The sequence below is a fragment of the Sphingomonas sp. SUN019 genome (genome assembly GCF_024758705.1).
Taxonomy (GTDB): Bacteria; Pseudomonadota; Alphaproteobacteria; order Sphingomonadales; family Sphingomonadaceae; genus Sphingomonas.
The window spans coordinates 699,625-724,422 of the sequence record NZ_CP096971.1; the positions used below are offsets into that span (position 1 = coordinate 699,625).

The following is a 24,798-nucleotide window of genomic DNA, read 5'->3' on the forward strand; positions in this document are numbered from 1 at the left end:
AAACGCAAGAACTCCAGATCAGAACCACCACAGGACCGTCGCGGGGAACGGCGTCCACGCGCCGACGCGAACGCCCGCAAATCGCAGCGCATCGCCCGCCCAGGCGTTGCACGTCCGGTACGCGTCATAGCGCCCACGCGCCGGATAGAATACGTCATACCCCGCATAACCGGGATGATGTTCGCCGCGCTCGACCAGGGTCGCACGGACATAAGCCGCAAGCCGACGATATTCCACCGGCCGCAGCACGACCGCGCGAACGTCGCCGCCGACGTGCGGTGCTGCGATATGTTCGACGTGGAGCAACGTCCGGTTACTGCCGACCGCCGCCGCCACGATCGTGCGCGGCGAAATGTCGGCCCAGGTCGGGGTGTTCAGGAAGAAGTCATGCTCGCCCCAGCCGATCGCGACGTGATCGTGCGCGGCGTAGCGCGGATCGGTCAGGTCGCGCGGCGGGAAAGAAGACCGCCAGTCCACACCCGCCGCGACCTTCGGAACGATCAGCCCGACGTGGACCCCGTTGCTTTCGATATAGATCGTCACGCCGTTATCCGCCGCGCGCCACCCGGCGTTGCTGGGGATCGCGCCCCCCGCCAGACCGGCGAGCGGATACGCGCCGATCAGCGCCACGACACCCAGCGCGAACCGGTAACGCCGCCGAAGTGATCGCATTTGTTACTTGTCCCGCAAAACCCTATGCTAGGCCGATGAACGATACCGCGCACCTCGAAACGCCCCCCGCCACGACCGACTGGACCATCCCGCAGGACTGGGCGCATTATTCCGAACAGGACCACGCGACCTGGGACACGTTGTTCGCGCGGCAGGCGAAGCTGCTGCCCGGACGCGCATCGAACGCGTATCTGCGCGGGCTTGACGTGCTTAAGCTGTCGAAACCCGGCATCCCCGATTTCGAGGAACTGAGCGAACGGCTGATGAAGCTGACCGGATGGCAGGTCGTCGCGGTGCCGGGGTTGGTGCCGGACGACGTGTTCTTCGATCACATGGCCAACCGCCGCTTCGTTGCGGGCAATTTCATCCGGCGGCCGGACCAGCTCGATTATCTGCAGGAACCCGACGTCTTCCACGACGTGTTCGGGCACGTCCCGATGCTCGCCGATCCGGTGTTCGCGGATTATCTCGTCGCTTATGGTCAAGGCGGGCAGCGTGCGCTCAGCCTGGATGCGTTGAAATACCTTGGTCGCCTATACTGGTACACCGTCGAATTCGGGTTGATCGCCGAGCCGGAGGGCCTGCGCATATATGGATCGGGAATCGTCTCCAGCTTCGCCGAGAGCAAGTTCGCGCTGGACGACGCCAGCCCCAACCGCATCGCGTTCGACCTCGCGCGCGTGATGCGAACCGACTACCGGATTGACGATTTCCAGCAGAATTATTTCGTCATCCCGTCGTTCGACGAACTTCTGCGCGTGACCGTCGAAACCGACTTCGCGCCGCTCTATGCCGGGCTGAAGGAGAAGCGCGATATTCCGGTCGGTCAGATCATGCCGGACGACCGCGTGATCTCGGTCGGAACGCAGGAATATGCGAAGAAGAAGGCAGCCGGATAACCGTCAGGAATCGGTCGCCCAGGCCCCGCGATCGGCGTTGCTCTGCTGGCCAGCGACGCGCGTTTCAGGCGCTGTGAGCCCAAGGATCGTCCAGTCCCCGCGCACGTCGCGCGCGGTTTCGACGCAGCCTTGCGCGGCGTAGGCGTCGACTACATCGCCCGCCTGTTTCGACAACAGCCCCGCCAGCACGATCATCGCGCGCGGTGCGGCGATCGCGGCGACCTCCGCCGCCATCGCGATCAGCGGCCCGGCCAAGATGTTGGCGATGATCAGGTCGTAAGGCGCGTCCGCCTCGATCGCAGGATCGCGCGCGCCATCGGCGACGATCAGGTGGATGTCCGCCATATCGTTCGCGACCATATTCTCGCGCGTCACGTCGATCGCGATGGCGTCGATGTCCGTCGCGGTTACCATCGCGTCAGGCCAGAGATGCCGTGCGGCGAAGGCGAGCACGCCGGTACCGGTGCCGAGGTCGATGACGTTCGTGAAACGCTCGCTCGCCAAGCCGTCGAGCATCGCCAGACACCCGGAGGTCGTGCCGTGGTGTCCGGTCCCGAACGCCTGACCCGCATCGATCAGGAACGCTCGCCCGCCCGGTGACGCCTCGACCGGATACGCGCTGGTGTGGACGACGAAGCGGCCTTCGCGGATCGGCTCCAGCCCGGACTGGCTCATCGCGACCCAATCGGCATCGTCGAGCGCGACGATGACCGGCGCGACATCGCCCGCGCTCGGCGCCAGGGCGCGGATCGCCTCGATCAGCGCGGCCGACGGTGCACCCTCGACATAAGCGTCCAGCCGCCAGTGTTCGATGTCGTCCTCGACCTCCTCGGTCGTCATCAGCACTGCGTCGATCGCGAGATCATCTGCCGCATCAATAGCCTCCGCCTCTGTGCGGGTGCAGGGCAAAGTGACCTTCCACGAACCCGCCGACCCGGCCGTCGCCGGGCCGTCGGTCGACGCCGCGACCGCGGCATCGCCGGCCGGTCCGATAGCCGTCGGATGACGCCTATCGGACATAGCTTGCTCCGTTCACATCGAGCACCGCGCCGGTCATCGAGGCGGGCGCATCCAGCGACAGCCACCGCGCCATTTCCGCGACCTCTTCCGGCATCGCCACGCGCCCGAGCGGGATGTCAGCGAGCAATTTGTCGCCGCCGCGGCTGTCGAGATAATCCTCCGCCATCCCCGTCATCGTGAAACCGGGACAGATTGCGAAGGCGAGGATGCCGTCCTTCGCATAGCCGCGCGCGATGGTCTTGGTCATCGCGACCATCCCCGCCTTCGACGCGGCATAATGCCAGTGCGCAGGCGAATCGCCACGATAGGCCGCGCGGCTGGCGACGTTGACAATCCGCCCCGGACACCCCCGCGCCTGCCAATGCTTCACCGCCAGACGGCAGAGCGTCGCCGAGGCGGTGAGGTTCACTCGCATCGTGCGCTCCCAGCCCGCCAGCCATTCGGCATCGTCGAGATCGATCGGCGTCGCCTCGAAGATCCCGGCATTGTTGATCAGCACATCGACACTGCCGAGCTTCTTCAGCGCGGTATCCCACAGATGCGCAGGCCCGTCGGGCGTATCGAAATCGGCGGCGATACCGCTTGCGGTGCCGTGCCCGGCAAGCGTCAAGTCCGGAACGGACAGCGCCTGCGCGATCGCCGCGCCGATGCCGCGCGACGATCCGGTAAGGAGGATATTGGTCATGCGCGCGCCATAACGACGCGCGGCGGCTTACGCCACGTCGGCGGAAAATCCCTCCGCCGCACCCTTCAGCGCCGCAAGCCGATCGTCGATCGCCGCGAATTCGCCGCGCAGCGCGTCGATGTCGGTCGCGTAACGCGTTCCGTCGTGCAGGATCGCGGCGATGTTGCCCGCCATCGAATCGGCGGCGAGCGCGGTTTCGTCGACCGCGGCGGTGATCGCGCCGACCGTCACGGCCTGCATCTCCATCGCGCGACGGATACGCGCGGCGGATTCCTGCACCTCTCCCACGGTCGCCTCGATCGCCGCGCTGGTGTCGACCGTCGCGCGCGTCGCCGCCTGGATCGCGGCGATCTTGGCGGCGATGTCGTCGGTCGCGCGCGCGGTCTGGTTGGCGAGCGATTTCACCTCCTGCGCCACCACCGCGAACCCGCGTCCCGCATCGCCCGCCCGCGCCGCCTCGATCGTCGCGTTCAACGCCAGCAGGTTCGTCTGCCCGGCGATCTGACGGATCAGTCCCAGGATCGATTCGATTCCCTGCGCATGATCGCTCAGCGCCGCCGACGTGCTCGCCGCCTCGCCCGCCTGAGCGCTGGCTCGCGTCGCGATACCCGCCGCGGCCTCCACCTCCCCACGCGCATCCTCGATCGCGCGGATCAGGCCCGCCGCAGTCGTCGCCGCATCGCGCATCGCGACCGCCGATTGTTCCGCCGCCGCTGCGACCTCGCTCGCGCGCGTCATCACTGCGCGCGCGGTCGTCGACGTGTCGGCCGCCTTGACCCGCACGCGTTCGCCCAGCGCCGCAGCGCCGTCGATCGCACCCGCGATCTGTTCCCGGAACGCCGCTGCCCGCACGACACGCTCATCGCGCGCGCGCGCCGCATCGGCATGCCCCAGATGCGACGCCATGACGTCTGCTTCGACCAGGGCCATGCGCAGAACATAGTCGCTCAGCTGCCGCATTCGCGTGATGTCGCCCGCCAGCTTGCCCTCGATCCGTTCGAGCGTCTTCGAATAAGCGTTGGCCATCGCGGCGAGCAGCGCCGGCAGCGGTATGCCGGACGCCTGACTGTCAGCGGCGTGCCGCATGGCCAAAGAATGCCACTTCTCACCCAGGGGATCGGCGTATTTGATCCGCGCATATTCGGCGCTGCGCGCGGTACGCTTGGCCAGCAGTTCGTCGGTGAAGTGGCCGCGGATATGGGTCGTCGCATCAAGCGCCAGGTAGCGCGCCCAGAACGACGCCGCGATATCATGCCAATCGTCGTCGTTCAGCATCGCGCTGATCTCGGCAAAGCCCGCCAGGACCGCGGCATCCCAGCGATAGTCGCGAACGTGCTCCGTCAGGCTGCGTTCGTCGCCGCTCCATGCGCCCATTGCCAGGCTGCTATTGTCGCTCATCTCAATCCCCTGCCTCGTTCGCGTCGCGCTGCCGGCGACGTTCGTTTCCGTCAGGCCGCGACCTTGGCGGCGAATTCTCCTGCGCCGTCCTGCAGCGCGCCCAGCCGGCCCGCGAGCGAATCGAACCCCGCGCCAAGCGAATCGATCTCGCTGGCGACCGTTTCGGTATCCTCGCGGATCGCAGCGATTGTGTTCGACATCGAATCCGCCGCCAACGCGGTTTCATCGACCGCGGCGGTGATCGCGGTGACCGTCTGCGCCTGCGCCTCCATCGCGCGGCGGATGCGCGTCGCCGATTCCTGGACCTCGGTGACGGTCGCCTTGATATTGGCATTAGTGTCGACCGTGATGCGCGTCGCGGACTGGATCGCCGCGATCTTGCCAGCGATATCGTCGGTCGCGCGCGCGGTCTGGTTGGCGAGGCTTTTTACCTCCTGCGCCACCACCGCGAACCCGCGCCCCGCGTCGCCCGCGCGCGCCGCCTCGATCGTGGCGTTCAGCGCCAGCAGGTTGGTCTGTCCGGCGATGTCGCGGATCAGGCCCAGGATCGATTCGATCGATTTGGCGTGATCGGACAATGTTTCGCTCATGCCGACCGCCTGCCCGGCCTGGCCGCTGGCGCGGGTGGCGATCTCGGCTGCTACCTCGACCTCGCTGCGCGCGTCCTCGATCGCGCGGATCAGGCCCGCCGCGGTGGAGGCGGCGTCGCGCATCGCGACCGCGGATTGCTCGGCTGCGGCGGCGACTTCGCTCGCCTTGCCCAGCACGCCGCGCGCCGACGACGACGCGCCCGATGCCTGCACGCGCAGCAATCCGCCCTCGCCGGTGGCTTCCTGCACCGTCGCGGCGATACCCTGGCGGAACTCCGCCGCCAGCCGGTCGCGCGCGACCTGTGCGCTGTGCTTGCGGTATTCGTTGTAGATCGCGACGGTGATTTCGCCTTCCATCGCCGACAGCCGCATGAGCGTGTCGATCATTCCCGGCAGACGGGGATCGTCACGCGTGACCCGGCGGATCAGCACCTCCAGCGCGGCGCGGTCGCTGGCGCTGATCATCGACAGCAACGCCATCGGCTGCACGTCGGCGGTGTAGGCGGCGGCGACCGAGCGTTCGACCGATTCGATCCACGCGCGCGCCGACGTGCCGAGAAACCGGTTCTCCAGAAACACGCAGCCGACATCGATCATCTTCGCATTGTCGGCGGGCGCCCACACGCGTTCGTCGGCGAAGCAGCGCAGCCATTGCTGCCAATATGCCTCCGACACCATGCGGATTTCTGGGAGCAATACCTCCCACACCTGGCGGCTGGCGTCGGCCAGCGTTCCGTCGAAATCGAACGCGCGCAGCCGCGCGGTCAGATCGACCGCGGCAGCGATCGATCCGGGAACTGGCAGATCGCTGGGCGTCTGGTCGCTGGACAAGGTGGAATGCTCCGTCGTTCGGGTTCTGAGCTGGAGCTACGCCTGCAATGGTTAAGGCGCGGTTAGGGTCTGCCCGCGGGTTGCATCGCAGCCTGCGTGACCGCATAGACCGCGCCGAACCGTCGGCTCACCGCACAGGACGCATATCTTGGCTTCCACTCCAGACCGCCCCAAATCCCGGCCGCGCAGCCCGCACCTGTTCAGCGGGCCGTTCGCGATCCATTACCGCTGGAGCGCGGCGATGCTGGTGTCGATCCTGCACCGCGCGACGGGCGACGGCATGGCGACCGTCGGCATGGCGCTGCTGGTATGGTGGCTCGCCGCGATCGCCGCGGGCGGGGCTGCCTATGCGAATTTCGTCGACACCTTCACCTACGGCGATGGACGGCTGAACATCCTTGGCTGGGTGATCGGGGTCGGGCTCACCTTCGCGCTGTTCCAGCACATGATGAGCGGCATCCGCCACTTGGTCATGGATACCGGCGCGGCGTTCGAGCTGAAGGCGAACAAGACCTTCGCGATGATGACGATGGTCGCCTCCACGCTGCTGACGATCGTGTTCTGGCTTTATCTGGGGGTGAAGTGATGGGATCGGGAACGTCGCTCGGCCGCGTCCGCGGGCTCGGGTCCGCGCATGAAGGCGTGCATCACTGGTGGCACCAGAAGCTGACCGCGGGGACGAACCTGTTCCTGATGAGCTGGCTGATGATCTCGATCGCGCGGCTGCCGGGATACGATCATGCCGCCGTCGTGACCTGGCTGTCGTCGGCGTGGGTCGCGGTGCCGATGGCGCTGCTGATCGTGTCGGTCTGCTACCATTTCCGCCTCGGGCTGCAGGTGGTGATCGAGGACTACATGCATGACGCCGGGCGCGTCGTGTCGATCGTCCTGCTGAACGTCTTCGTCGCCGCGGTCGCGGCCACCGCCCTCTTCGCGATCCTGAAGGTCGCCCTTGGAGCAGCCGCCTGATGCCTGCCGCGTACAAGATCATCGATCACACCTATGACGCGGTCGTCGTCGGCGCGGGCGGTTCGGGCCTGCGCGCCGCGATGGGCATTGCGGAGAGCGGGCTGAAGACCGCCTGCATCACGAAGGTGTTCCCGACGCGGTCGCATACCGTCGCCGCGCAGGGCGGGATCGCGGCCAGTCTCGGCAACAACTCGCCCGATCACTGGACCTGGCATATGTACGATACCGTCAAGGGATCGGACTGGCTCGGCGACCAGGACGCGATCGAGTATATGGTGCGCGAGGCCCCTGCCGCCGTCTATGAACTTGAAAACGCAGGCGTGCCGTTCAGCCGCAACGAGGACGGCACGATCTATCAGCGCCCGTTCGGCGGCCACATGCAGAACATGGGCGAAGGGCCGCCGGTCCAGCGCACCGCCGCCGCCGCCGACCGCACCGGCCACGCGATGCTCCACGCTTTGTACCAGCAGAGCCTGAAGTACGACACCGACTTCTACGTCGAATATTTCGCGCTCGACCTGATCATGGAGAACGGTGTCTGCCGCGGCGTCATTGCGCTGTGCATGGACGACGGCAGCATCCACCGCTTCCGCGCGCACCAGACGGTACTGGCGACCGGCGGCTACGGGCGCTGCTATTTCTCCGCCACATCTGCGCACACCTGCACCGGCGACGGCGGCGGGATGGTGTTGCGCGCCGGGCTGCCGCTGCAGGACATGGAGTTCATCCAGTTCCACCCGACCGGCATCTACGGCGCGGGCGTGCTGATCACCGAAGGCGCGCGCGGCGAAGGCGGGTATCTGACCAATTCCGAGGGCGAGCGGTTCATGGAACGCTATGCCCCCAGCGCCAAGGATCTGGCGTCGCGCGACGTCGTCAGCCGCTCGATGGCGATGGAAATGCGCGAGGGCCGCGGCGTGGGCAAGGAGAAGGATCACATCTTCCTCCATCTCGACCATATCGACCCGAAGGTGCTGCACGAACGCCTGCCCGGCATCACCGAGACGGGCAAGATCTTCGCCGGCGTCGACCTGACGCGGCAGCCTTTGCCGGTGACGCCGACGGTCCATTACAACATGGGCGGCATCCCGACGAACTTCCACGGCGAGGTCGTGAACCTGGTCGACGGCAATCCCGATACGGTCGTGCCGGGGCTGTTCGCGGTCGGCGAAGCGGCGTGCGTATCGGTCCACGGCGCGAACCGCCTGGGCTCCAATTCGCTGATCGACCTGGTCGTGTTCGGCCGCGCCACCGGCCTGCGGATCAAGGACCAGTTGAAGCCGCTGACCCCGCACAACCCGCTGCCGGGCGGATCGGAGGACATGGCGCTCGGCCGCCTCGACAAGTTCCGCAACGCGAGCGGCGGATCGCCGACCGCCGACATCCGCCTCGACATGCAGCGCACGATGCAGAAGCATTGCGCGGTGTTCCGCGACAATGCGCTGCTGAACGAGGGCACCGCGAAGATCGCCGAGATCTACGGCCGCATGACCGACGTGGGCGTGACGGACCGCAGCCTGATCTGGAACACCGATCTGGTCGAGACGCTGGAACTCGACAACCTCATCGCGCAGGCGAAAGTGACGATCGATTCAGCCGCCAACCGCAAGGAATCGCGCGGCGCGCACGTCAACGAAGACTATCCCGACCGCGACGATGCGAACTGGATGAAGCACACCATCACCACCTTCGAAGGCTGGGGCGGCACCGGCGGCGCGACCAACATCGATTACCGCCCGGTCCACGACTACACGCTCACCGACGACGTGGAGTATATCAAGCCGAAGAAGCGGGTTTATTGAGTGGCAGGTCACTACAGATTAGGCCCGAAACTAGCGGCGACGCCCGGCAGCGTAATGGATATTATCCGCGGATTTGTTGCGCAGGATCCCGGAATATCTCATTCAAGACTTCTCGGGAAAATGATTGCGCGTGGGAGAAAGAACTGGCCTGATAAAGTCGTTCGCGCAAATAGCGTGCAGGGCGTTGGTTCGGAGAAATGGTGCGAAGGTTATATAAACGGGGCGGTACGCGAAACATATTTGATTAGAGACTAGTCTTCTGCGTTACGCCGCAAACATCTGTCCTAAAACCTCCAGCAATGCGCGCATCGCCGCCGCGTCGATCCGGCCCAGCCGCGCCGTCAGCCGCTTTCGATCGACCGTCCGCATCTGATCGGGGAGGATCAACCCGTCTTTCCGCCGGAATCGCACCGGAACGCGGAACGGCGCGGGGTGGCTTCCCGATGTCATCGGCGCGACGATCGTGGTTCGGAGATGCGCGTTCATTTCATCGGGCGAGACGATCACGCAGGGGCGCGTCTTTTGTATCTCACTGCCGACGGTCGGGTCGAGCGCGACGAGCCAGACTTCGCCGCGCTTCACCACGTCAGGTCGCTGTCGTCCTCGTTAGCGAACGCGCGCCAGGCGATTTCGTCTTCGGTTTCGTGCTCCGCCACGATCGCCGCTGCTTCGGCCCAGCCCGCACGTGCGCCAGAGGCAATGGGCGTGCCGATCAACTTGCCGTTCTCCACGCGCAGGTCGATTTCCGCACCGATGGCAAGGCCGATCTCACCTAGGATCGCTCGCGGAACGATGATCCCGGTCGAGTTTCCCATCTTGCGTAGCGCGGTTTGCATGGTCCTCATTTAGCAGCGCCTCGCTGTTACCACAAGGTTATAACAATCGCGCTACCGCCGCCCGCACCAACGGTATCCTGTCGTTGCCGAAATACATGTCGCCGCCGCCGACGAAGATCGTCGGCGAACCGAAGCCGCCGCGGGCGATGAGTTCTTCGGTGTTGGTGCGGAGTTGGGCCTTTACCGCGTCGGTCGCGATGGCGGCGAAGAGGGCTTCGGGATCGATCCCGACGTCTCGAGCGATCTCGGCCAGCACCGCCTCCTGCGAGATGTCGCGGTCTTCGGTCCAATAGGCTTCGAATGCGCGCCGCGCGAAGGGCACGCAGTCCTGCCCCAGCCAGCAGCAGGCGCGCATCGCCTTTACGCTGTTGACCGGAAAGACGCTGGGCGGGAAGTTGATCGTCAGGCCCTGCAGCCGCGCCCAATCGGCCAGATCCTTCTTCATGTAGCGCGCCTTCGCCGGGACCGGATGGGCGCGGCTTTCGTATACCGATCCGTTGACCGTGTTGAACACGCCACCGACCAGGATCGGCTTCCATGCGATCGGCACGCCCATTTCGGCCGCAAGCGGCTGGATGCTTTCGAAGGCCAGCCACGTCCACGGGCTCGACACGTCGAAAAAGAATTCGATCACATGCCCCTCCTTTTGCGACCAAGCTTTGCTTAGGTCGCGCCAAGCCACAAGCGCTTGCGAAACGGACGCCCGCCCGCGACAGTCGCGCGAAAGGGGATCGCGCGTGAAGGCTTTGCTGTCGTTGCTGTTGGCCACGCTCGCCGCTTCGTCGTCCGCGCAGACGTACCAGCCGATACAGCACACCCAGCAGCCGCCGCCGATCATGGCGGGCGATGGCCGCGAGGCGCTGGCGCAGGCGGACCTCGGCATCATGGTCGAGCGCGACCGGCCCGCGGCGTGGAGCCTGGCCGAACATCGCCGTCTGACCGCCGCGATTGCCGCGATCGGGCCGCAGCGCAAAGGGACCGTCGACGCGTTTGTCGTCGTCGCCGCGCTGGACAGCGATGCGGTGTTCGGGCGCGAGGCGCGCGCTGCGTTCGACGTGCTCACCCGCCGCTATGGCGCGAAGGGCCGCGCGATCCTGCTCGCCGGGACCGACGGTGCACGCGACAGCGACCGGCCGATGGGCAGTCCGCAATCGCTGTCGCTCGCGCTGGCGCGCGTCGCCGAACAGATGGACCACGCCGAAGACGTGCTGGTCCTCTACACCACGTCGCACGGCGTGCCGTTCGGCCTCTACTATAACGACGGCGATCAGGGATATGGCGCGATCTCGCCGTCGCGACTGTGGGGGCAGCTATCGACGCTCGGCATCCGCAACCGGCTGCTCATCATCAGCGCGTGTTATTCGGGCGTGTTCGTGCCGACGCTGTCGTCGGACACCACTGCGATCCTGACCGCGTCGTCGGCCGACCGCACCAGTTTCGGCTGTCAGGCCGACAGCGACTGGACCTTCTTCGGCGACGCGCTGATCAATCAGGCGCTGCGCAAGCCGCAACCGCTGGCAGCGGCGGCGAGCGAGGCGGGCGCCCTGGTCGCGTCGTGGGAAAAGACCGGCAAGCTGAAGCCTTCCGAACCGCAAGTGTCGATCGGCGACGGCGCGAAGGCGTGGATCGCCGCGCTCGAACGCGCGCTGCCCGCCGCCTCCGCGCCGGTCGGCACGCCCGCGATCAACGTCCTGGCAAAAAAATAGCGGGAACTCCGCGGCCCGGCGTCGGTTCGCCGCGCCATGACCGATACGCCCCATGCCGCCCACCCCGAAACACCCGAACAGGCCGCGGCCGACACCGCAGGGAATCGCGCGCAACGCTATCCCTTGCTCGCGACCCCGCACATCCGGCTGCACGGGCCGGTGAACGAATTGATGTACGCGCATTTCAAGGATCAACTTGCCGCCGCCCCCGCCGACGGCCCGATCGTCCTGTCGATCACGACCTTGGGCGGCGATCCCGAAATGGCGCGCGCGATGGGCGACGATATCCGGCTGTTGCGCGACTATAGCGGGCGCGAGACGCTGTTTCTGGGCAAGGTCGCGGTTTATTCTGCGGGCGCGACGCTGATGAGCGCGGTGCCGGTCGGCTGCCGGTTTCTGACGCACGGCACGCGGCTGATGATCCACGAACGGTCGATGCAATCGACGATCCAGCTGTCCGGCCCGCTCTCCACCCTGCCCGAGGTGCTGCGGGCGAAATTGCATGAGATCGAACAGTCGATCCTGATCCAGGACGAGGGATTCGAGGCGATCGTCGCGGGCAGCCGCGTGACGATCGAGGAATTGAAACAGAAGGCGCCGTCGAACTGGTATATCGAGGCCGAGGAAGCGCGCGATCTGGGGCTGGTGCTCGATGTGATCTAAGCCACGGCCAACCCAAGCGCACCTCCCCGGCGAAGGCCGGGGTCCAGTCGCAACGGATGATGTTGCAGCGGGTCGAGCCTCTCCTACGTCATCGCGACTGGGCCCCGGCCTTCGCCGGGGAGGTGTAGATTGGGAGAATCAGGCAATCTGGATTGCCACTCTCTCAATTCGGCGCTATCCGGGCACGGTTCGTCGCTGAAACGAGGTCGCACCGTGTCGCAAGAGAATCCCACGCCCGGCCGTAAACTGATGATGGCGGTGCTGATCGCGCTGCTGCTCGCGATCCCGCTCTTCACCGTCTATTTGCTGGTGTACGATCGCCAGAGCCAGTCCGAAACCGCGCGTGCGTCGATCGCCGAGGGTTGGGGCGGGCCGCAGACGATCGCGGGGCCGGTGCTCGTCCTTCCCTATCAGGAACAGGTGACCGAAACCGTCACCGAGGGCGGGCGGCAGGTCGCGCGCACCAACACCGTGTGGCGCGAACTGACATTGGCCCCCGAACAGGCCGATCTGCGCACCGACCTGACCCCCGAACGCCGCAAGCGGTCGATCTACGAGGCGGTGGTGTATGAAGCGACCGCGAGCGGGACTGCGCGGTTCGCGCTGCCGACCGATCTCGCCCGCTTGGGGATCACCGCCGATCGCCTGTCGTACGACCGCGCCGAACTCCGGTTTGGATTGAAGGACGCGCGCGGTCTGTTCGGCACGCCGCCCAGCGTCAGCATCGACGGGCGGCGGCTGGTGCTGCAGCCGGGCAAGGGATCGCCTGCGACCGGGGGATCGGGCTTCTTCACCTGGCTCGACGCCGCCTCGATCCGCGAACGCCCGATGACCGCGACGTTCAACTTCGCCTTCCGCGGCAACGGCTGGCTCGCGCTCGCCCCGCAGGCGGGCGACACGCGCTGGACGGTCACGTCGAAATGGCCGCACCCAAGCTTTCAGGGGGGGTTCCTGCCGACCACGCACAAGGTGAGCGACGAAGGCTTTACTGCGATGTGGCGTGTGGGCAATCTGGCGCTAGGACGTTCGCTGGTATCCAACGACGCCGCTCAACCTGATGCACGCGCAGCGGTTGGCGCAGACCGCTATATGGTTGCTGCGCCAGCAGGCGATTACGAGGCGCGGGTCGATCTCGTCTCGCCGGTCGACCTGTATTCGCAGGTCAATCGCAGCGTGAAATACGGGTTCCTGTTCATCGGCTTCACCTTCATGGCGTTCCTGATGTTCGACGTGATCGCGGGCGTGCGCGTCGCGACGGTCGAATATCTGCTGGTCGGCGCGGGGCTGGTGCTGTTCTTCGTCATGCTGCTGGCGTTTGCCGAGGTGATCGGGTTCGCTGCGGCCTATGTGCTGGCGGCCGCCGCGATCATCGGGCTGCTGACCGCCTATTCCGCGGCGGTGCTGAAAAGCTGGCGGCGCGGCGGTTATGTCGCGGGACTGCTCGCGGCGCTGTACGGCGTGCTTTACATCCTGCTCAGCCTGGAGGCGTATTCGTTGCTGATCGGGTCGATTCTCCTGTTTGCGGCCTTGGCCGGCATCATGTACCTGACCCGCAACCTCGACTGGAGTGGTCTGCGCACCGTTCCGCAATCGACCGACGGATAAGGGACGACATGGCCGAATTCACTCTGCCCGCGAACAGCAAGGTCAAGCGCGGCAAGGCGCACAAGTCGCCCCATCCGGGTGGGCGGATGAAGTCGTTCAAGGTCTATCGCTACGATCCCGATTCGGGCGAGAACCCGCGCTACGACACGTTCGAGCTGAACCTGGACGAGACCGGCCCGATGGTGCTGGACGCGCTGATCAAGATGAAGTCGGAGCAGGATTCGTCGCTCACCTTCCGCCGGTCGTGCCGAGAAGGCATCTGCGGGTCGTGTTCGATGAACATCGACGGCAAGAACGGTCTGGCCTGCACCACCGCGATCGACGACGTGAAGGGCGAGGTGAAGATTACCCCCCTGCCCGCGATGGACGTGATCAAGGATCTCGTCCCCGACTTCACGCATTTCTACGCGCAATATGCCTCGATCAAGCCATGGCTGCAGACCGTCACCCCGCCGCCCGCGGGCAAGGAACGGCGGCAATCGCCGGAGGATCGCGCGAAGCTGGACGGGCTGTACGAATGCATCCTGTGCGCGTGCTGTTCGACGTCGTGCCCGAGCTATTGGTGGAACAGCGACAAGTTCCTGGGGCCGGCGATCCTGTTGCAGGCGTATCGCTGGCTCGCCGACAGCCGCGACGAGATGACCGGCGAGCGGCTCGACGCGCTGGAGGATCCGTTCCGCCTCTATCGCTGCCACACGATCATGAATTGCGCAAATGCGTGCCCCAAGGGGCTGAACCCGGCGAAGGCGATCGCCGAGATCAAGAAGATGGAAGTCGAGCGCGTTCTTTGAGCGACGCCAAGGAGTTTCTGTACGAGGAGCATCCCGATCATCCCGGCTGGATGAAATGGGGCTTCAAGGACGCGACGCGCTATAACGCGTTTCTCGGCGACATGATCGTTCGCGTGGAGGAAGGCGTGGCGCGGGTGCGGATGACGCCGGGGCGTCAGCATTCCAATCTGGGCGACCGGGTGCATGGCGGCGCGTTGCTGGGTTTTATCGATGTCGCGCTGTTCGCCGCGGCGCGCAGCTTCGGGCTGATTTCGGCCGGGACGGCGGTGACGCTTGACCTCAACACCCACTTCATCGGCGGCGGGCGGATTGGCGAGCCGATCGAGGCGCGCGTGGAATTGCTGAAGGAAACCGGGCGGCTGCTGTTCCTGCGCGGGCTGGTGGTGCAGGGCGACGACGTGGTGACCGAGTTTTCGGGCACCATCCGCAAGCCCACCGCGAAGTAACATGACTAAGGTCATTGCTGCCTATCAGGCGCTCGTCACCGTGGGCGAACTTCGTCCCGACCCCGAGCAGGCCGCCGCGGCGGCACGGCTCGATACGCTCGCTACGGCGCTCGAGACGCCATCGAAACGCGGTCTTCTCGCCCGCTTCCGCAAGTCGGCGGCACCCCGCGGCGTGTATTTGTGGGGCGGTGTGGGGCGCGGAAAGTCGATGCTGATGGATCTGTTCTTCGCGCAGGTCGACATAACCGCAAAACGCCGCGTTCATTTCGCCGAGTTCATGATCGAGGTGCACGGCCGGATCGCGATCGAACGGCGCAAGGAAACCGGCGATCCGATCGTCCCCGTCGCCGCCGCGCTCGCCGAGGAAGCGAAGCTGCTCGCGTTCGATGAGATGATGGTCACCAATTCGCCCGACGCGATGATCCTGTCGCGGCTGTTCATCGCGCTGATCGAAGCCGGTACGACAATCGTCACCACGTCCAACCGCGCGCCGTCCGATCTCTACAAGAACGGCCTGAACCGCGAACATTTCCTGCCCTTCATTGCGCTGATCGAACAGCGCCTCGACGTGCTCGCGCTGAACGGCCCAGTCGATTACCGCCGCGACCGGCTGGGGCAGGTCGACACCTGGCTGGTTCCCAATGGCGTGGAGGCGACCGCGGAACTGTCCGCCGACTTCTTCCGCCTGACCGACTATCCGCCGGAGGATCGCGATCACGTGCCCGAGGAGTCGATCGTTGTGCAGGGACGGACGCTCCGCGTGCCCAAATCGCTGAAAGGCGTGGCGGTCTTCGCGTTCAAGAAACTGTGTGGAGAGGCGCGCGGGGCGGCCGACTATCTCGCGATCGCGCGGCGGTACCACACCGTAATATTGGTCGGCATCCCGGTGCTCGGCCCGGAAAACCGCAACGAAGCGGCGCGCTTCGTCCAGCTGATCGACGCGCTGTACGAATATAAGGTAAAGCTGCTCGCCGCCGCCGACGCGCAGCCCGACCAGCTTTATCCAACGGGCGACGGGCGGTTCGAATTCCAACGAACGGTCAGCCGGTTGGAGGAGATGCGGTCGGAGGATTATCTGAGCGAAGGCCACGGCGAAACGAGCGCGACGTAGTCGGAACGACTATCGAAACCGTCGGCGCGCCGGTCCATCTTCGGGGAATATCACCGAAAGGACCGACCCGTGCTTCAGTCGATCGGGGCCACTTCCGTCAGCGCCTCCCCGCCCGCCCGCTACGCTCTTCCCGAAGGCGGCGTCGGCCGCACCGATCCCGCGCAGATCGAGCGCGACTATCAGGTGCAGACCGAGGAGATGATCGAGTATTCGGCGAAGGCGTTCGGCTGGATTTCGCTTGGCGGTCTGGGCGGGACGCAGAATGTGACCGCGACCGAGGGCAAGCTGCTCGACCAGTTGACCCGCGACCGCGGGCTGCTGGGGCTGAAGGGCTTCGACGACATGCTCACCGAAGTATTCGACACGTCCGAAGCGCGTGTGCCGCTGGCTACATCGATCCCGCCCCACGCCGAGGCGCAGATCGCGCGGCTACCGGCGGAACAGCAGCAACAGGCACGCGACGCCTATCCTACCAACGACGGCCACACCGACGCCTTCCGCCACGCTTACTGGAATGCGCGGATGACGTCGGAATACGGCGCGGAATGGACGCAGCAATTCGCCACCGCGCACGAAGGCGCGCCGGGCAACCCGGCGGTGCGCGAGGCGATGGATCTCTACAATAACGAAGTCGGGCGTCAGATCGCGGCGGAGAATCCCGGCGCCTCGCCCGAGGAACTGGCGGATGCGACGCTGCAGGCGCTGAATGACGGGCGGCTGGTGGTGGTGGACCGGTCGGGTCACCTCGCCTACAGTAACGAGGTGGCACGCAATGATCACGGCGTCACCGACCCGACGGTCGGCGAAGGGGGACAGATCGGAACCCCCGACGGCGACGCCTATACCAGCTCGTGACTGCGCGGCGATCGATCTTGGGCGCGGCGCTGCTGATGACGGCAGCCGCCTGTGGAGGCGCAGGAATGACATTCGACAAGGCCGGCTGGGCCGCCGAACGCGGTAACTACGACGGCGAGAGCAAGCGTGGCGCGATGGTGTCGGGGATCGACGACGCCGGAGTGCGCGTCGGCGCGACCCGCGATCAGGTGCGATCGGTGCTCGGCGACCCCGATTCGACCGGCCCGGCGGCCGATATCTACTATCTTGGCCGCAGTCGCTCCGGCCCGAGCTTCGAGACGTTCCGGGTCGATTACTCGACCGCGGGCGTCGTCACCGCGACGGGTGTACGCCGCAGCTAAAGCCTTTATTGCAACTGTTTCTTAGTTGCAAAGATAGTCGAATTCATGGTTGTGCGTTCGCGAAGACGCGCCTAACGCGTCGGGCGAACAGCGCGGCTGCCCCCTTGTCGCCGCGCCCGCACGACCGTGGAGGAGAGCGAAGTGGCCCGCAAGAAGATCGCGCTGATCGGCGCCGGTAACATCGGCGGGACGCTCGCGCACCTTGCCGCGCTCAAGAACCTTGGCGACGTCGTGCTGTTCGACGTGGTCGAAGGCGTGCCACAGGGCAAGGCGCTGGACCTGTCGCAATGCGGCCCGGTCGAAGGCTTTTCGGGCACGATCACCGGCAGCAACGATTATGCCGATATCGCAGGTGCGGACGTCATCATCGTCACCGCAGGCGTGGCGCGGAAACCCGGCATGAGTCGCGACGATCTGCTCGGCATCAACCTGAAAGTGATGAAGGCGGTCGGCGAGGGTATCAAGAACAACGCGCCCGATGCGTTCGTGATCTGCATCACCAACCCGCTCGACGCGATGGTGTGGGCGCTGCGCGAATTCTCCGGCCTGCCGCACCACATGGTCGTCGGCATGGCGGGCGTGCTGGACAGCTCGCGCTTCAGCCATTTCCTCGCCGACGAATTCAAGGTGTCGGTGAAGGACGTGACCAGCTTCGTGCTGGGCGGGCACGGCGACACGATGGTTCCGGTCATCAGCTATTCGACCGTTTCGGGCATCCCCGTCCCCGATTTGATCGAGATGGGCTTCTCCACCCAGGAAAAGATCGACGCGATCGTCGCCCGCACCCGCGCGGGCGGCGGCGAGATCGTCGCGCTGCTGAAGACGGGATCGGCCTATTACGCGCCAGCCACCAGCGGCATCGCGATGGCGGAGGCGTATCTCTACGACCAGAAGCGCGTCCTGCCGTGCGCGGCGTTCGTCGAGGGCAAGTACGGCCTCGACGGGCTCTACGTCGGCGTGCCGGTGATGATCGGCGCGGGCGGCGTCGAGCAGATCGTCGAGATCAAGCTGGACGACGAGGCGAAGAAGAACCTCGGCGTGTCGGTCGATGCGGTGAAGGAACTGCTGGCGGCGTGCCGGGGGATCGACGGAAGCCTGAGCTAGGGAATATCACATGGTGTTGGGCGCACGATGGGATGAGTGGCTACCGGTCACAGATTATGACATCAAAACCGTGCTTCTGCGTAACGTCCAAAAAATAGATTTGTATTCATCGCCGGATGAACTCCGAGCCAACCTCTCTAACGACTTATGCGCTGGCTTGGCGTATCTGTACCTAGATAGTTTACCACGGGATTTGCGGGAAAAAGTGGGCAACTCTGAACTCTCTCCGTACTTAAAGGAAAATTGGACACAGTTTCGTGAGTTCTTGCTGCATTTTGTAAACGGCATGGAACTTTTTGTTGAATTTTCTCGATTTAAGAGTTTGTCGGCGTTTAAACGAGATCAAAAAGATGTAATTGACTTGAGTCGTTCATGGTCTAGCACATTTGTTCAATTAATAATGGAATATCCACAATCATTCGAAATACGCATTTGCTATCTACTTGGAAAATCATTTCTTAGATTATATGCGGATTTTAAATGTGATTACCCTATAAGTAGCTTTTATTATCTGACGGTAAGGCCGTCAAAATTAGAAAACTACACGAAACCATCAAGCTTGATGGTTCCGGATTTTTTTCGAGTTAAAGGGCAGCTTTAATGTCAATCCTCGTCGACAAGAACACCAAGGTCATCACGCAAGGGATGACCGGCAATACCGGCAGCTTCCATACGCAGGCGGCGCTCGATTACGGGACGCAGATGGTGGCGGGGGTCACGCCCGGCAAAGGTGGGACCACGCACCTCGGTCTGCCGAACTACAACACCGTCGCCGAGGCGGTCGCCGCGACCGGCGCGACCGCGTCCGTCGTGTACGTGCCGCCGCCCTTCGCCGCGGACTCCATCCTGGAGGCGATCGACGCGCAGGTGCCGCTGATCGTGTGCATCACCGAAGGCATTCCGGTGCTCGACATGGTGCGCGTTAAGCGCTCGCTGTCGGGCAGCAAGTCGCGGCTGATCGGCCCGAACTGCCCCGGCGTGCTTACGCCCGGCGAATGCAAGATCGGCATCATGCCCGGCAGCATCTTCAAACAGGGTTCGGTCGGTGTTGTCAGCCGTTCAGGCACGCTGACCTATGAGGCGGTGTTCCAGACGTCGAATGCGGGCCTGGGGCAGACGACCGCAGTCGGCATCGGCGGCGATCCGGTCAACGGGACGAACTTCATCGATGTGCTCGAACTGTTCCTGGCCGACGACGCGACCGAGTCGATCATCATGATCGGTGAAATCGGCGGGTCGGCCGAGGAAGAGGCGGCGCAGTTCCTGCAGGACGAGGCGAAGCGCGGCCGGTCGAAGCCGATGGCGGGCTTCATCGCGGGCCGCACCGCACCGCCGGGACGTCGCATGGGCCATGCCGGGGCGATCGTCTCGGGCGGCAAGGGCGATGCCGAAAGCAAGATCGCGGCGATGGAAGCCGCGGGCATCAAGGTCGCAGCGAGCCCCAGCGAACTCGGCTCGACGTTGCTGGAAGTGTTGAAGGGGTAAGTGAAACCGGCTCCACGGAATGCCCGTGGAGCCCAAACGGCATTCCCTCCCCAGGATGCCCGAAGGACGCTGCGTCATGGGCTACGAAGGCCAGGATTTCTCGGACATCGCAGGCGGCGTCAGCCCCGCGTTCGTCGATTCGCTATACGCGCGGTTCAAGGAATCGCCGGATTCGGTCGAGCCCGGCTGGCGCGGTTTCTTCGAGGGGCTCGAAGGTGCACTGACTGGCCCTAGCTGGGCGAGCAAATCGTGGCCGCTCAGCAGCACCGACGACCTGACCGCTGCGCTCGACCCGACCCAGATGGAGCCTGCGCCCAAGCCCGCAAAGGGCGGTGCGCCGAAACCTGCCGCCGCTGCCCCCGCCCCCGCGCAGGCCGACGTGACCAAGGCCGCGGCCGATGCAATCCGCGCGCAGATGCTGATCCGCACCTACCGCGTGCGCGGGCACCTTGCGGCTAACCTCGACCCGCTTGGCCTGAACGCCACCCGCGAATTGCCCGCCGACCTGAAGACCGATTATCACGGATTTTCCGACGCCGACATCGATCGCCCGGTCTACCTCGGCGGCACCCTGGGCCTCGAATGGGCGAGCGTGCGTGAGATCGTCGACATCCTGCGCGCCAATTACTGCGGCAATGTCGGGCTGGATTACATGCACATCGCCGACGTCGAGGAGCGCCGCTTCCTGCAGGACCGCATGGAGGGCAAGGACAAGGCGATCGAATTCACCCCGCTCGGCAAGAAGGCGATCCTGTCGAAGGTGATCGAGGCCGAGCAATGGGAGAAGTTCCTCGGCCGCAAATATGTCGGGACGAAGCGTTTCGGGCTCGATGGCGGCGAATCGATGATCCCCGCGCTCGAAAGCGTCATCAAATATGGCGGCGCGATGGGCGTGAACGAGATCGTTTACGGCATGGCGCATCGCGGGCGGCTGAACGTGCTGGCGAACGTCATGGCAAAGCCGTTGCGCGTGATCTTCCACGAATTCGCCGGCGGCAGCGCGAACCCCGACGACATCGGCGGGTCGGGCGACGTGAAATACCACCTCGGCACCAGCACCGACCGTGAGTTCGACGGGCAGAAGGTCCATATGTCGCTGGTTGCCAATCCGAGCCATCTCGAGGCCGCGGACCCCGTGGTGCTCGGCAAGGTCCGCGCTATCCAGACGATCGCGAAGGATCTGGAAAATCACTGCAATTCGCTGCCGGTGTTGATCCACGGCGACGCGGCGTTCGCGGGTCAGGGCATCGTATGGGAATGCTTCGGCTTTTCGGGCGTACGCGGCTACAATACCGGCGGCTGCCTGCATTTCGTCATCAACAACCAGATTGGCTTCACGACCAGCCCGCAATTCGCGCGGTCGTCGCCCTATCCGTCCGACGTCGCGAAGGGCGTCCAGGCGCCGATCTTTCATGTGAACGGGGATGACCCAGAGGCGGTTACGTTCGCGTGCAAGATGGCGATCGAATATCGCCAGAAATTCCACCGCGACGTGGTGATCGACATGTGGTGCTATCGCCGCTTCGGCCACAACGAGGGTGACGAACCGAGCTTCACCCAGCCGCTGATGTACAAGGCGATCAAGTCGCACCCGCCGGTCAGCGAAATCTATGGCAAGCGCCTGATCGCCGAAAAGGTGATCGATCAGGCGTGGATCGACGACAATGTGAAGCAGTTCACGACCCTGCTGGAGGGCGAGTTCGAGGCGGGCACGTCGTACAAGCCGAACAAGGCGGACTGGTTCTCCGGCCGCTGGTCGGGGCTGCACACGCCCGCGGATGCGGAAACCGCGCGGCGCAACGTCGATACGGGAATCGAACGCAAACTGTTCGATTCGATCGGCCGCACGCTGACGACCGTTCCCGACACGATCCAGATCCACAAGACGCTGGCGCGCGTGATCGACGCCAAGCGCGAGATGTTTACGTCGGGCGGGAATTTCGACTGGGCGACGGGCGAGGCGTTGGCGTTCGGATCGTTGCTTTCGGAGGGCTACGGCGTCCGCCTGTCGGGGCAGGATTCGGGCCGCGGCACGTTCAGCCAGCGTCACGCGGTGTGGGTCGATCAGACCGACGAGCACAAATACGTTCCGCTCTGGACGATCCCGCATGGGACGTTCGAGGTGCTGGACAGCACGCTCAGCGAATATGGCGTGCTCGGGTTCGAATACGGCTATGCGCTGGCCGACCCGAAGACCCTGGTGCTGTGGGAGGCGCAGTTCGGCGATTTCGCCAACGGCGCGCAGATCATGATCGACCAGTTCATCGCGTCGGGCGAGGCCAAATGGCTGCGCGCGAACGGCCTCGTGATGCTGTTGCCGCACGGTTACGAGGGACAAGGGCCGGAACATAGCTCGGCGCGACCCGAGCGCTTCCTGCAATTGTGCGCCGGCGACAACATGCAGGTCGCGAACTGCACGACCCCGGCGAACTTCTTCCACCTGCTCCGCCGCCAGATGCACCGCGGCTTCCGCAAGCCGCTGGTCGTGATGACGCCGAAGTCATTGCTGCGCCACAAACTGGCGGTCAGTAGCGCTGCCGATTTCCTGGGCGACACGCATTTCAAGCGCATTCTGTCCGACACCAACGGTGCGAAGGACGCGGAGACGAAGCGGCTCGTCCTGTGCACCGGCAAGGTCGCCTATGATTTGATCGAGGCGCGAAACGCGGCGGGGGACACGAATACGCAGATCGTTCGCGTCGAACAGCTCTATCCCTTCCCCGGCGAACCGCTCGCGGCGCGGATGGCTCGGATGCCGAACCTTGAAGAAGTGATCTGGGCGCAGGAAGAACCGAAGAACCAGGGTTATTGGTTCTTCGTAGAACCGTTCATCGAAGGCGCGTTGCAGCAGGCGAAGTGCACGGTGTCGCGCCCGCGCTACGCCGGCCGCACCGCCGCCGCCTCGCCTGCGACGGGCCTGATGAAGCGCCACCAGATGGAGCAGGGCGCGCTGGTCGCAGATGCGCTGGGGCACAATGTGCGCCAGGAAATCCGCCGCGCGCGTGAATCCGAAAGCGTGAAGAAGGCCGGCAAGGCCGCGAGCTGACAATCCATGTGGCGCGCTTCGGTGCGCCACGATGAAGCGAGAATGACATGGCGACCGAAGTAACCGTACCCACGCTGGGCGAATCGATCACCGAGGCGACGCTCGGCGAATGGCTGAAGCAGCCGGGCGACAAGGTCGCTGCGGATGAGCCGATCGCCGCCCTCGAAACCGACAAGGTATCCGTCGAGGTGCCCTCCCCCGTCGCGGGCGTGATGGGCCAGCACGCGGTGCAGGTTGGCGATACCGTGCAGGTTGGCGCGATGATTGCGACGATCGACGCGGCGGATAGCGCGCCTGCGAAGGCCGAAGCGCCGCAGCCCGCGGTGACCGAAAGTCCGGTTGAGGCCCCTGCCCCTGCTGCCGCCGAAAGCACCGGCTCTCCCGCTGCGCTCAGCCCGTCGGTGCGGCGCGCGGTGCTGGAACACGGCGTCGATCCCGCGACGATCAAGGGCACCGGCAAGGACGGCCGCCTGACCAAAGAAGACGTCGCCGCCGCCGCTTCGTCCAAGCCTGCGACTGCTCCGGAACCCGCTGCTGCACCTGCGACTCCGTCGGTCGCCTCCTCGACCGGACGCAAGGAAGAACGCGTCCGCATGACGCGGCTGCGTCAGACGATCGCGAAGCGGCTCAAGGAAGCGCAGAATACCGCCGCGATGCTGACGACGTTCAACGACGTCGACATGACCGCGGTCATCGAGGCGCGCACGAAGTACAAGGATCTGTTCGAGAAGAAGCACAATGTCCGCCTCGGCTTCATGGGCTTCTTCGTGAAGGCCGCGTGCATGGCGTTGAAGGACATCCCCAACGTCAACGCCTCGATCGAGGGCGACGAGATCGTGTATCACGATTATGTCGACGTCTCGGTCGCGGTGTCGGCGCCGGGCGGGCTGGTCGTGCCGGTGATCCGCGATGCGCAGGATCTGACCGTCGCGGGGATCGAGAAGACGATCGGCGACTACGGCAAGCGCGCCAAGGACGGCACGCTGAAGATGGACGAGATGAAGGGCGGCACCTTCACCATCTCCAACGGCGGCGTGTTCGGGTCGCTGATGTCGACCCCGATCATCAACCCGCCGCAATCCGCGGTGCTGGGCCTGCACCGGATCGAGGATCGCGCGGTGGTGGTCGACGGGCAGGTCGTCGTGCGCCCGATGATGTACCTGGCGCTCAGCTACGACCATCGCCTGATCGACGGTCGCGAGGCGGTGACGTTCCTGGTCGCGCTGAAGAATGCGATCGAAGACCCGACGCGGATTCTGATCGACCTTTGATCTTTCGCGGTGCCAGCCCGCTCCCCCGCCCCGCCTCCCATTCAATTATACTGTTATGGGAGGCGGGGCGGGGGAGCGGGCTGGCACCGACTTATCGGCGTGAGCCGATCAAAATCAACGCGCACTCGCCGGTCTCAGCTTCGTCCCGCTGACGTACATCGTCGTGATCGTCACGTTGGTGACGCCCTGCCCGACGTGAAAGCCCGTGATCTTCGGGGATGGCTTCCGTCCCAGAATGATGTCCCACAGCGACACTTGCGGATCGCCCGACGCGCCGCCGCCGTCGGCGCGGTCCGTGTCGTTGTTGTTGTTCGCGTCGTGGCGCAGGTCGACCGCATAGGTGCCCGGCGCGGGCGCGGGCAGGCAGATGCGGATCGGCCCCGACGCGGGTGTCGGCACCTCGATGCGGACCAGATACTTCTTCTTGTCGAACCAGGTCGAGGTGCTGCCGCCGAACAGCCGCAGGCGGATCGTACCGTTGCGGTTCTTGAGGCCCGTGACGGTCGCCAACACCGCAGGCCCCGCGCCGGGCGCGCAGCGTGCGGCATGGGGGCCGAGGATCTGCGCGCCCGCGGGCGCGGCGCTCGCCAGCAGAACGGCGCTCGAAAGGATCGCAAGACGGATGGTCATAGCGTGCGGGTTGCCAGCACGATGTGGCGGGAAATGGGCCGT

26 protein-coding genes are annotated in these 24,798 nt (G+C 65.1%); 17 read left to right on the forward strand and 9 right to left on the reverse strand.

Going from position 1 to position 24,798, the window contains the following annotated elements; translation table 11 throughout:
* Window positions 1–18 precede the first annotated feature (18 nt).
* Window positions 19–672: a TIGR02117 family protein gene (locus tag M0208_RS03410; RefSeq protein WP_258890327.1), complete on the reverse strand. Its 654-nt coding sequence runs from the start codon at window positions 670–672 to the stop codon at window positions 19–21.
* 35 nt (window positions 673–707) lie between these two features.
* On the opposite strand from M0208_RS03410, the gene phhA reads away from it, so the two are divergent.
* The gene (gene phhA / locus M0208_RS03415) at window positions 708–1,571 is read left to right on the forward strand and encodes a phenylalanine 4-monooxygenase (protein ID WP_258890328.1); all 864 of its coding nucleotides are present in this window, start codon (window positions 708–710) and stop codon (window positions 1,569–1,571) included.
* Window positions 1,572–1,574: 3 nt separating this feature from the next.
* Here the strand turns inward: phhA and M0208_RS03420 are convergent, their stop codons facing one another.
* From M0208_RS03420 to M0208_RS03435, 4 genes are read right to left on the reverse strand one after another with little or no spacing between them, the layout of a single operon-like run.
* Complete coding sequence (locus tag M0208_RS03420; RefSeq protein ID WP_258890329.1) at window positions 1,575–2,591, reverse strand: 50S ribosomal protein L11 methyltransferase; 1,017 nt, start codon at window positions 2,589–2,591, stop codon at window positions 1,575–1,577.
* Entirely contained in the window at window positions 2,581–3,276 is a 696-nt protein-coding gene (locus M0208_RS03425) for an SDR family NAD(P)-dependent oxidoreductase (RefSeq protein WP_258890330.1), read from the reverse strand. Before M0208_RS03425 ends, M0208_RS03420 begins: the two co-directional genes overlap by 11 nt.
* Window positions 3,277–3,303: 27 nt before the next feature.
* On the reverse strand, window positions 3,304–4,674 hold the full coding sequence (locus M0208_RS03430) for a methyl-accepting chemotaxis protein (protein ID WP_258890331.1): 1,371 nt from the start codon (window positions 4,672–4,674) through the stop codon (window positions 3,304–3,306).
* A gap of 50 nt (window positions 4,675–4,724) precedes the next feature.
* Window positions 4,725–6,068 (reverse strand): methyl-accepting chemotaxis protein, encoded by a 1,344-nt coding sequence (locus M0208_RS03435; protein ID WP_258893158.1) that lies wholly within the window; start codon window positions 6,066–6,068, stop codon window positions 4,725–4,727.
* Between the two features lie 172 nt (window positions 6,069–6,240).
* Between M0208_RS03435 and sdhC the strand changes: the two genes are divergently transcribed.
* Genes sdhC through sdhA form a run of 3 tightly spaced genes read left to right on the forward strand, consistent with a single transcriptional unit; the run spans window position 6,241 to window position 8,866 of the window.
* Window positions 6,241–6,681 carry a succinate dehydrogenase, cytochrome b556 subunit gene (gene sdhC / locus M0208_RS03440; protein ID WP_408988134.1) on the forward strand — a complete coding sequence of 147 codons (441 nt, stop codon included), beginning with the start codon at window positions 6,241–6,243 and terminating at the stop codon, window positions 6,679–6,681.
* On the forward strand, window positions 6,681–7,064 hold the full coding sequence (sdhD, locus tag M0208_RS03445) for a succinate dehydrogenase, hydrophobic membrane anchor protein (RefSeq protein ID WP_258890333.1): 384 nt from the start codon (window positions 6,681–6,683) through the stop codon (window positions 7,062–7,064). Before sdhC ends, sdhD begins: the two co-directional genes overlap by 1 nt.
* Entirely contained in the window at window positions 7,064–8,866 is a 1,803-nt protein-coding gene (gene sdhA, locus M0208_RS03450; RefSeq protein WP_258890334.1) for a succinate dehydrogenase flavoprotein subunit, read from the forward strand. Before sdhD ends, sdhA begins: the two co-directional genes overlap by 1 nt.
* A 264-nt stretch (window positions 8,867–9,130) precedes the next feature.
* On the opposite strand, the gene M0208_RS03455 is transcribed toward sdhA, so the two are convergent.
* The 3 genes from M0208_RS03455 to M0208_RS03465 are packed head-to-tail and all read right to left on the reverse strand — an operon-like array spanning window position 9,131 to window position 10,336.
* Window positions 9,131–9,451: a type II toxin-antitoxin system PemK/MazF family toxin gene (locus M0208_RS03455; protein ID WP_258890335.1), complete on the reverse strand. Its 321-nt coding sequence runs from the start codon at window positions 9,449–9,451 to the stop codon at window positions 9,131–9,133.
* On the reverse strand, window positions 9,445–9,711 hold the full coding sequence (locus M0208_RS03460; protein ID WP_258890336.1) for a hypothetical protein: 267 nt from the start codon (window positions 9,709–9,711) through the stop codon (window positions 9,445–9,447). The genes M0208_RS03455 and M0208_RS03460 overlap by 7 nt, the downstream gene beginning before the upstream one ends.
* A gap of 28 nt (window positions 9,712–9,739) precedes the next feature.
* Window positions 9,740–10,336, reverse strand: a complete 597-nt coding sequence (locus M0208_RS03465; RefSeq protein ID WP_258890337.1) for a 2-hydroxychromene-2-carboxylate isomerase — start codon at window positions 10,334–10,336, stop codon at window positions 9,740–9,742.
* Window positions 10,337–10,439: 103 nt separating this feature from the next.
* Between M0208_RS03465 and M0208_RS03470 the strand changes: the two genes are divergently transcribed.
* The 13 genes from M0208_RS03470 to odhB all read left to right on the forward strand — a co-directional run bounded on the left by M0208_RS03470 (window position 10,440) and on the right by odhB (window position 24,126).
* Entirely contained in the window at window positions 10,440–11,408 is a 969-nt protein-coding gene (locus M0208_RS03470) for a C13 family peptidase (protein ID WP_258890338.1), read from the forward strand.
* Window positions 11,409–11,444: 36 nt separating this feature from the next.
* A complete protein-coding gene (locus M0208_RS03475) occupies window positions 11,445–12,071 on the forward strand; it encodes a ClpP family protease (RefSeq protein WP_258890339.1) in 627 nt (208 codons plus the stop codon).
* A gap of 213 nt (window positions 12,072–12,284) precedes the next feature.
* The gene (creD, locus tag M0208_RS03480; RefSeq protein WP_258890340.1) at window positions 12,285–13,676 is read left to right on the forward strand and encodes a cell envelope integrity protein CreD; all 1,392 of its coding nucleotides are present in this window, start codon (window positions 12,285–12,287) and stop codon (window positions 13,674–13,676) included.
* 8 nt (window positions 13,677–13,684) lie between these two features.
* Entirely contained in the window at window positions 13,685–14,467 is a 783-nt protein-coding gene (locus tag M0208_RS03485; protein ID WP_258890341.1) for a succinate dehydrogenase iron-sulfur subunit, read from the forward strand.
* On the forward strand, window positions 14,464–14,913 hold the full coding sequence (locus M0208_RS03490; protein WP_309546977.1) for a PaaI family thioesterase: 450 nt from the start codon (window positions 14,464–14,466) through the stop codon (window positions 14,911–14,913). The genes M0208_RS03485 and M0208_RS03490 overlap by 4 nt, the downstream gene beginning before the upstream one ends.
* A 1-nt stretch (window position 14,914) precedes the next feature.
* Entirely contained in the window at window positions 14,915–16,024 is a 1,110-nt protein-coding gene (gene zapE / locus M0208_RS03495; RefSeq protein ID WP_258890342.1) for a cell division protein ZapE, read from the forward strand.
* A gap of 69 nt (window positions 16,025–16,093) precedes the next feature.
* Complete coding sequence (locus M0208_RS03500) at window positions 16,094–16,879, forward strand: DUF6973 domain-containing protein (RefSeq protein ID WP_258890343.1); 786 nt, start codon at window positions 16,094–16,096, stop codon at window positions 16,877–16,879.
* A 65-nt stretch (window positions 16,880–16,944) separates the two neighbouring features.
* Window positions 16,945–17,220, forward strand: coding sequence for an outer membrane protein assembly factor BamE (gene bamE / locus M0208_RS03505; protein WP_258890344.1), 276 nt, complete (start codon window positions 16,945–16,947; stop codon window positions 17,218–17,220).
* Between the two features lie 141 nt (window positions 17,221–17,361).
* Window positions 17,362–18,324, forward strand: a complete 963-nt coding sequence (gene mdh, locus M0208_RS03510) for a malate dehydrogenase (protein WP_258890345.1) — start codon at window positions 17,362–17,364, stop codon at window positions 18,322–18,324.
* Between the two features lie 10 nt (window positions 18,325–18,334).
* On the forward strand, window positions 18,335–18,925 hold the full coding sequence (locus tag M0208_RS03515) for a hypothetical protein (RefSeq protein WP_258890346.1): 591 nt from the start codon (window positions 18,335–18,337) through the stop codon (window positions 18,923–18,925).
* Complete coding sequence (sucD, locus tag M0208_RS03520) at window positions 18,925–19,809, forward strand: succinate--CoA ligase subunit alpha (protein ID WP_258890347.1); 885 nt, start codon at window positions 18,925–18,927, stop codon at window positions 19,807–19,809. The genes M0208_RS03515 and sucD overlap by 1 nt, the downstream gene beginning before the upstream one ends.
* 76 nt (window positions 19,810–19,885) lie before the next feature.
* Entirely contained in the window at window positions 19,886–22,855 is a 2,970-nt protein-coding gene (locus M0208_RS03525) for a 2-oxoglutarate dehydrogenase E1 component (protein ID WP_258890348.1), read from the forward strand.
* 47 nt (window positions 22,856–22,902) lie between these two features.
* The gene (odhB, locus tag M0208_RS03530; protein ID WP_258890349.1) at window positions 22,903–24,126 is read left to right on the forward strand and encodes a 2-oxoglutarate dehydrogenase complex dihydrolipoyllysine-residue succinyltransferase; all 1,224 of its coding nucleotides are present in this window, start codon (window positions 22,903–22,905) and stop codon (window positions 24,124–24,126) included.
* 114 nt (window positions 24,127–24,240) lie between these two features.
* Here the strand turns inward: odhB and M0208_RS03535 are convergent, their stop codons facing one another.
* Window positions 24,241–24,756, reverse strand: coding sequence for a DUF2141 domain-containing protein (locus M0208_RS03535; protein WP_258890350.1), 516 nt, complete (start codon window positions 24,754–24,756; stop codon window positions 24,241–24,243).
* Window positions 24,757–24,798: the final 42 nt, after the last annotated feature.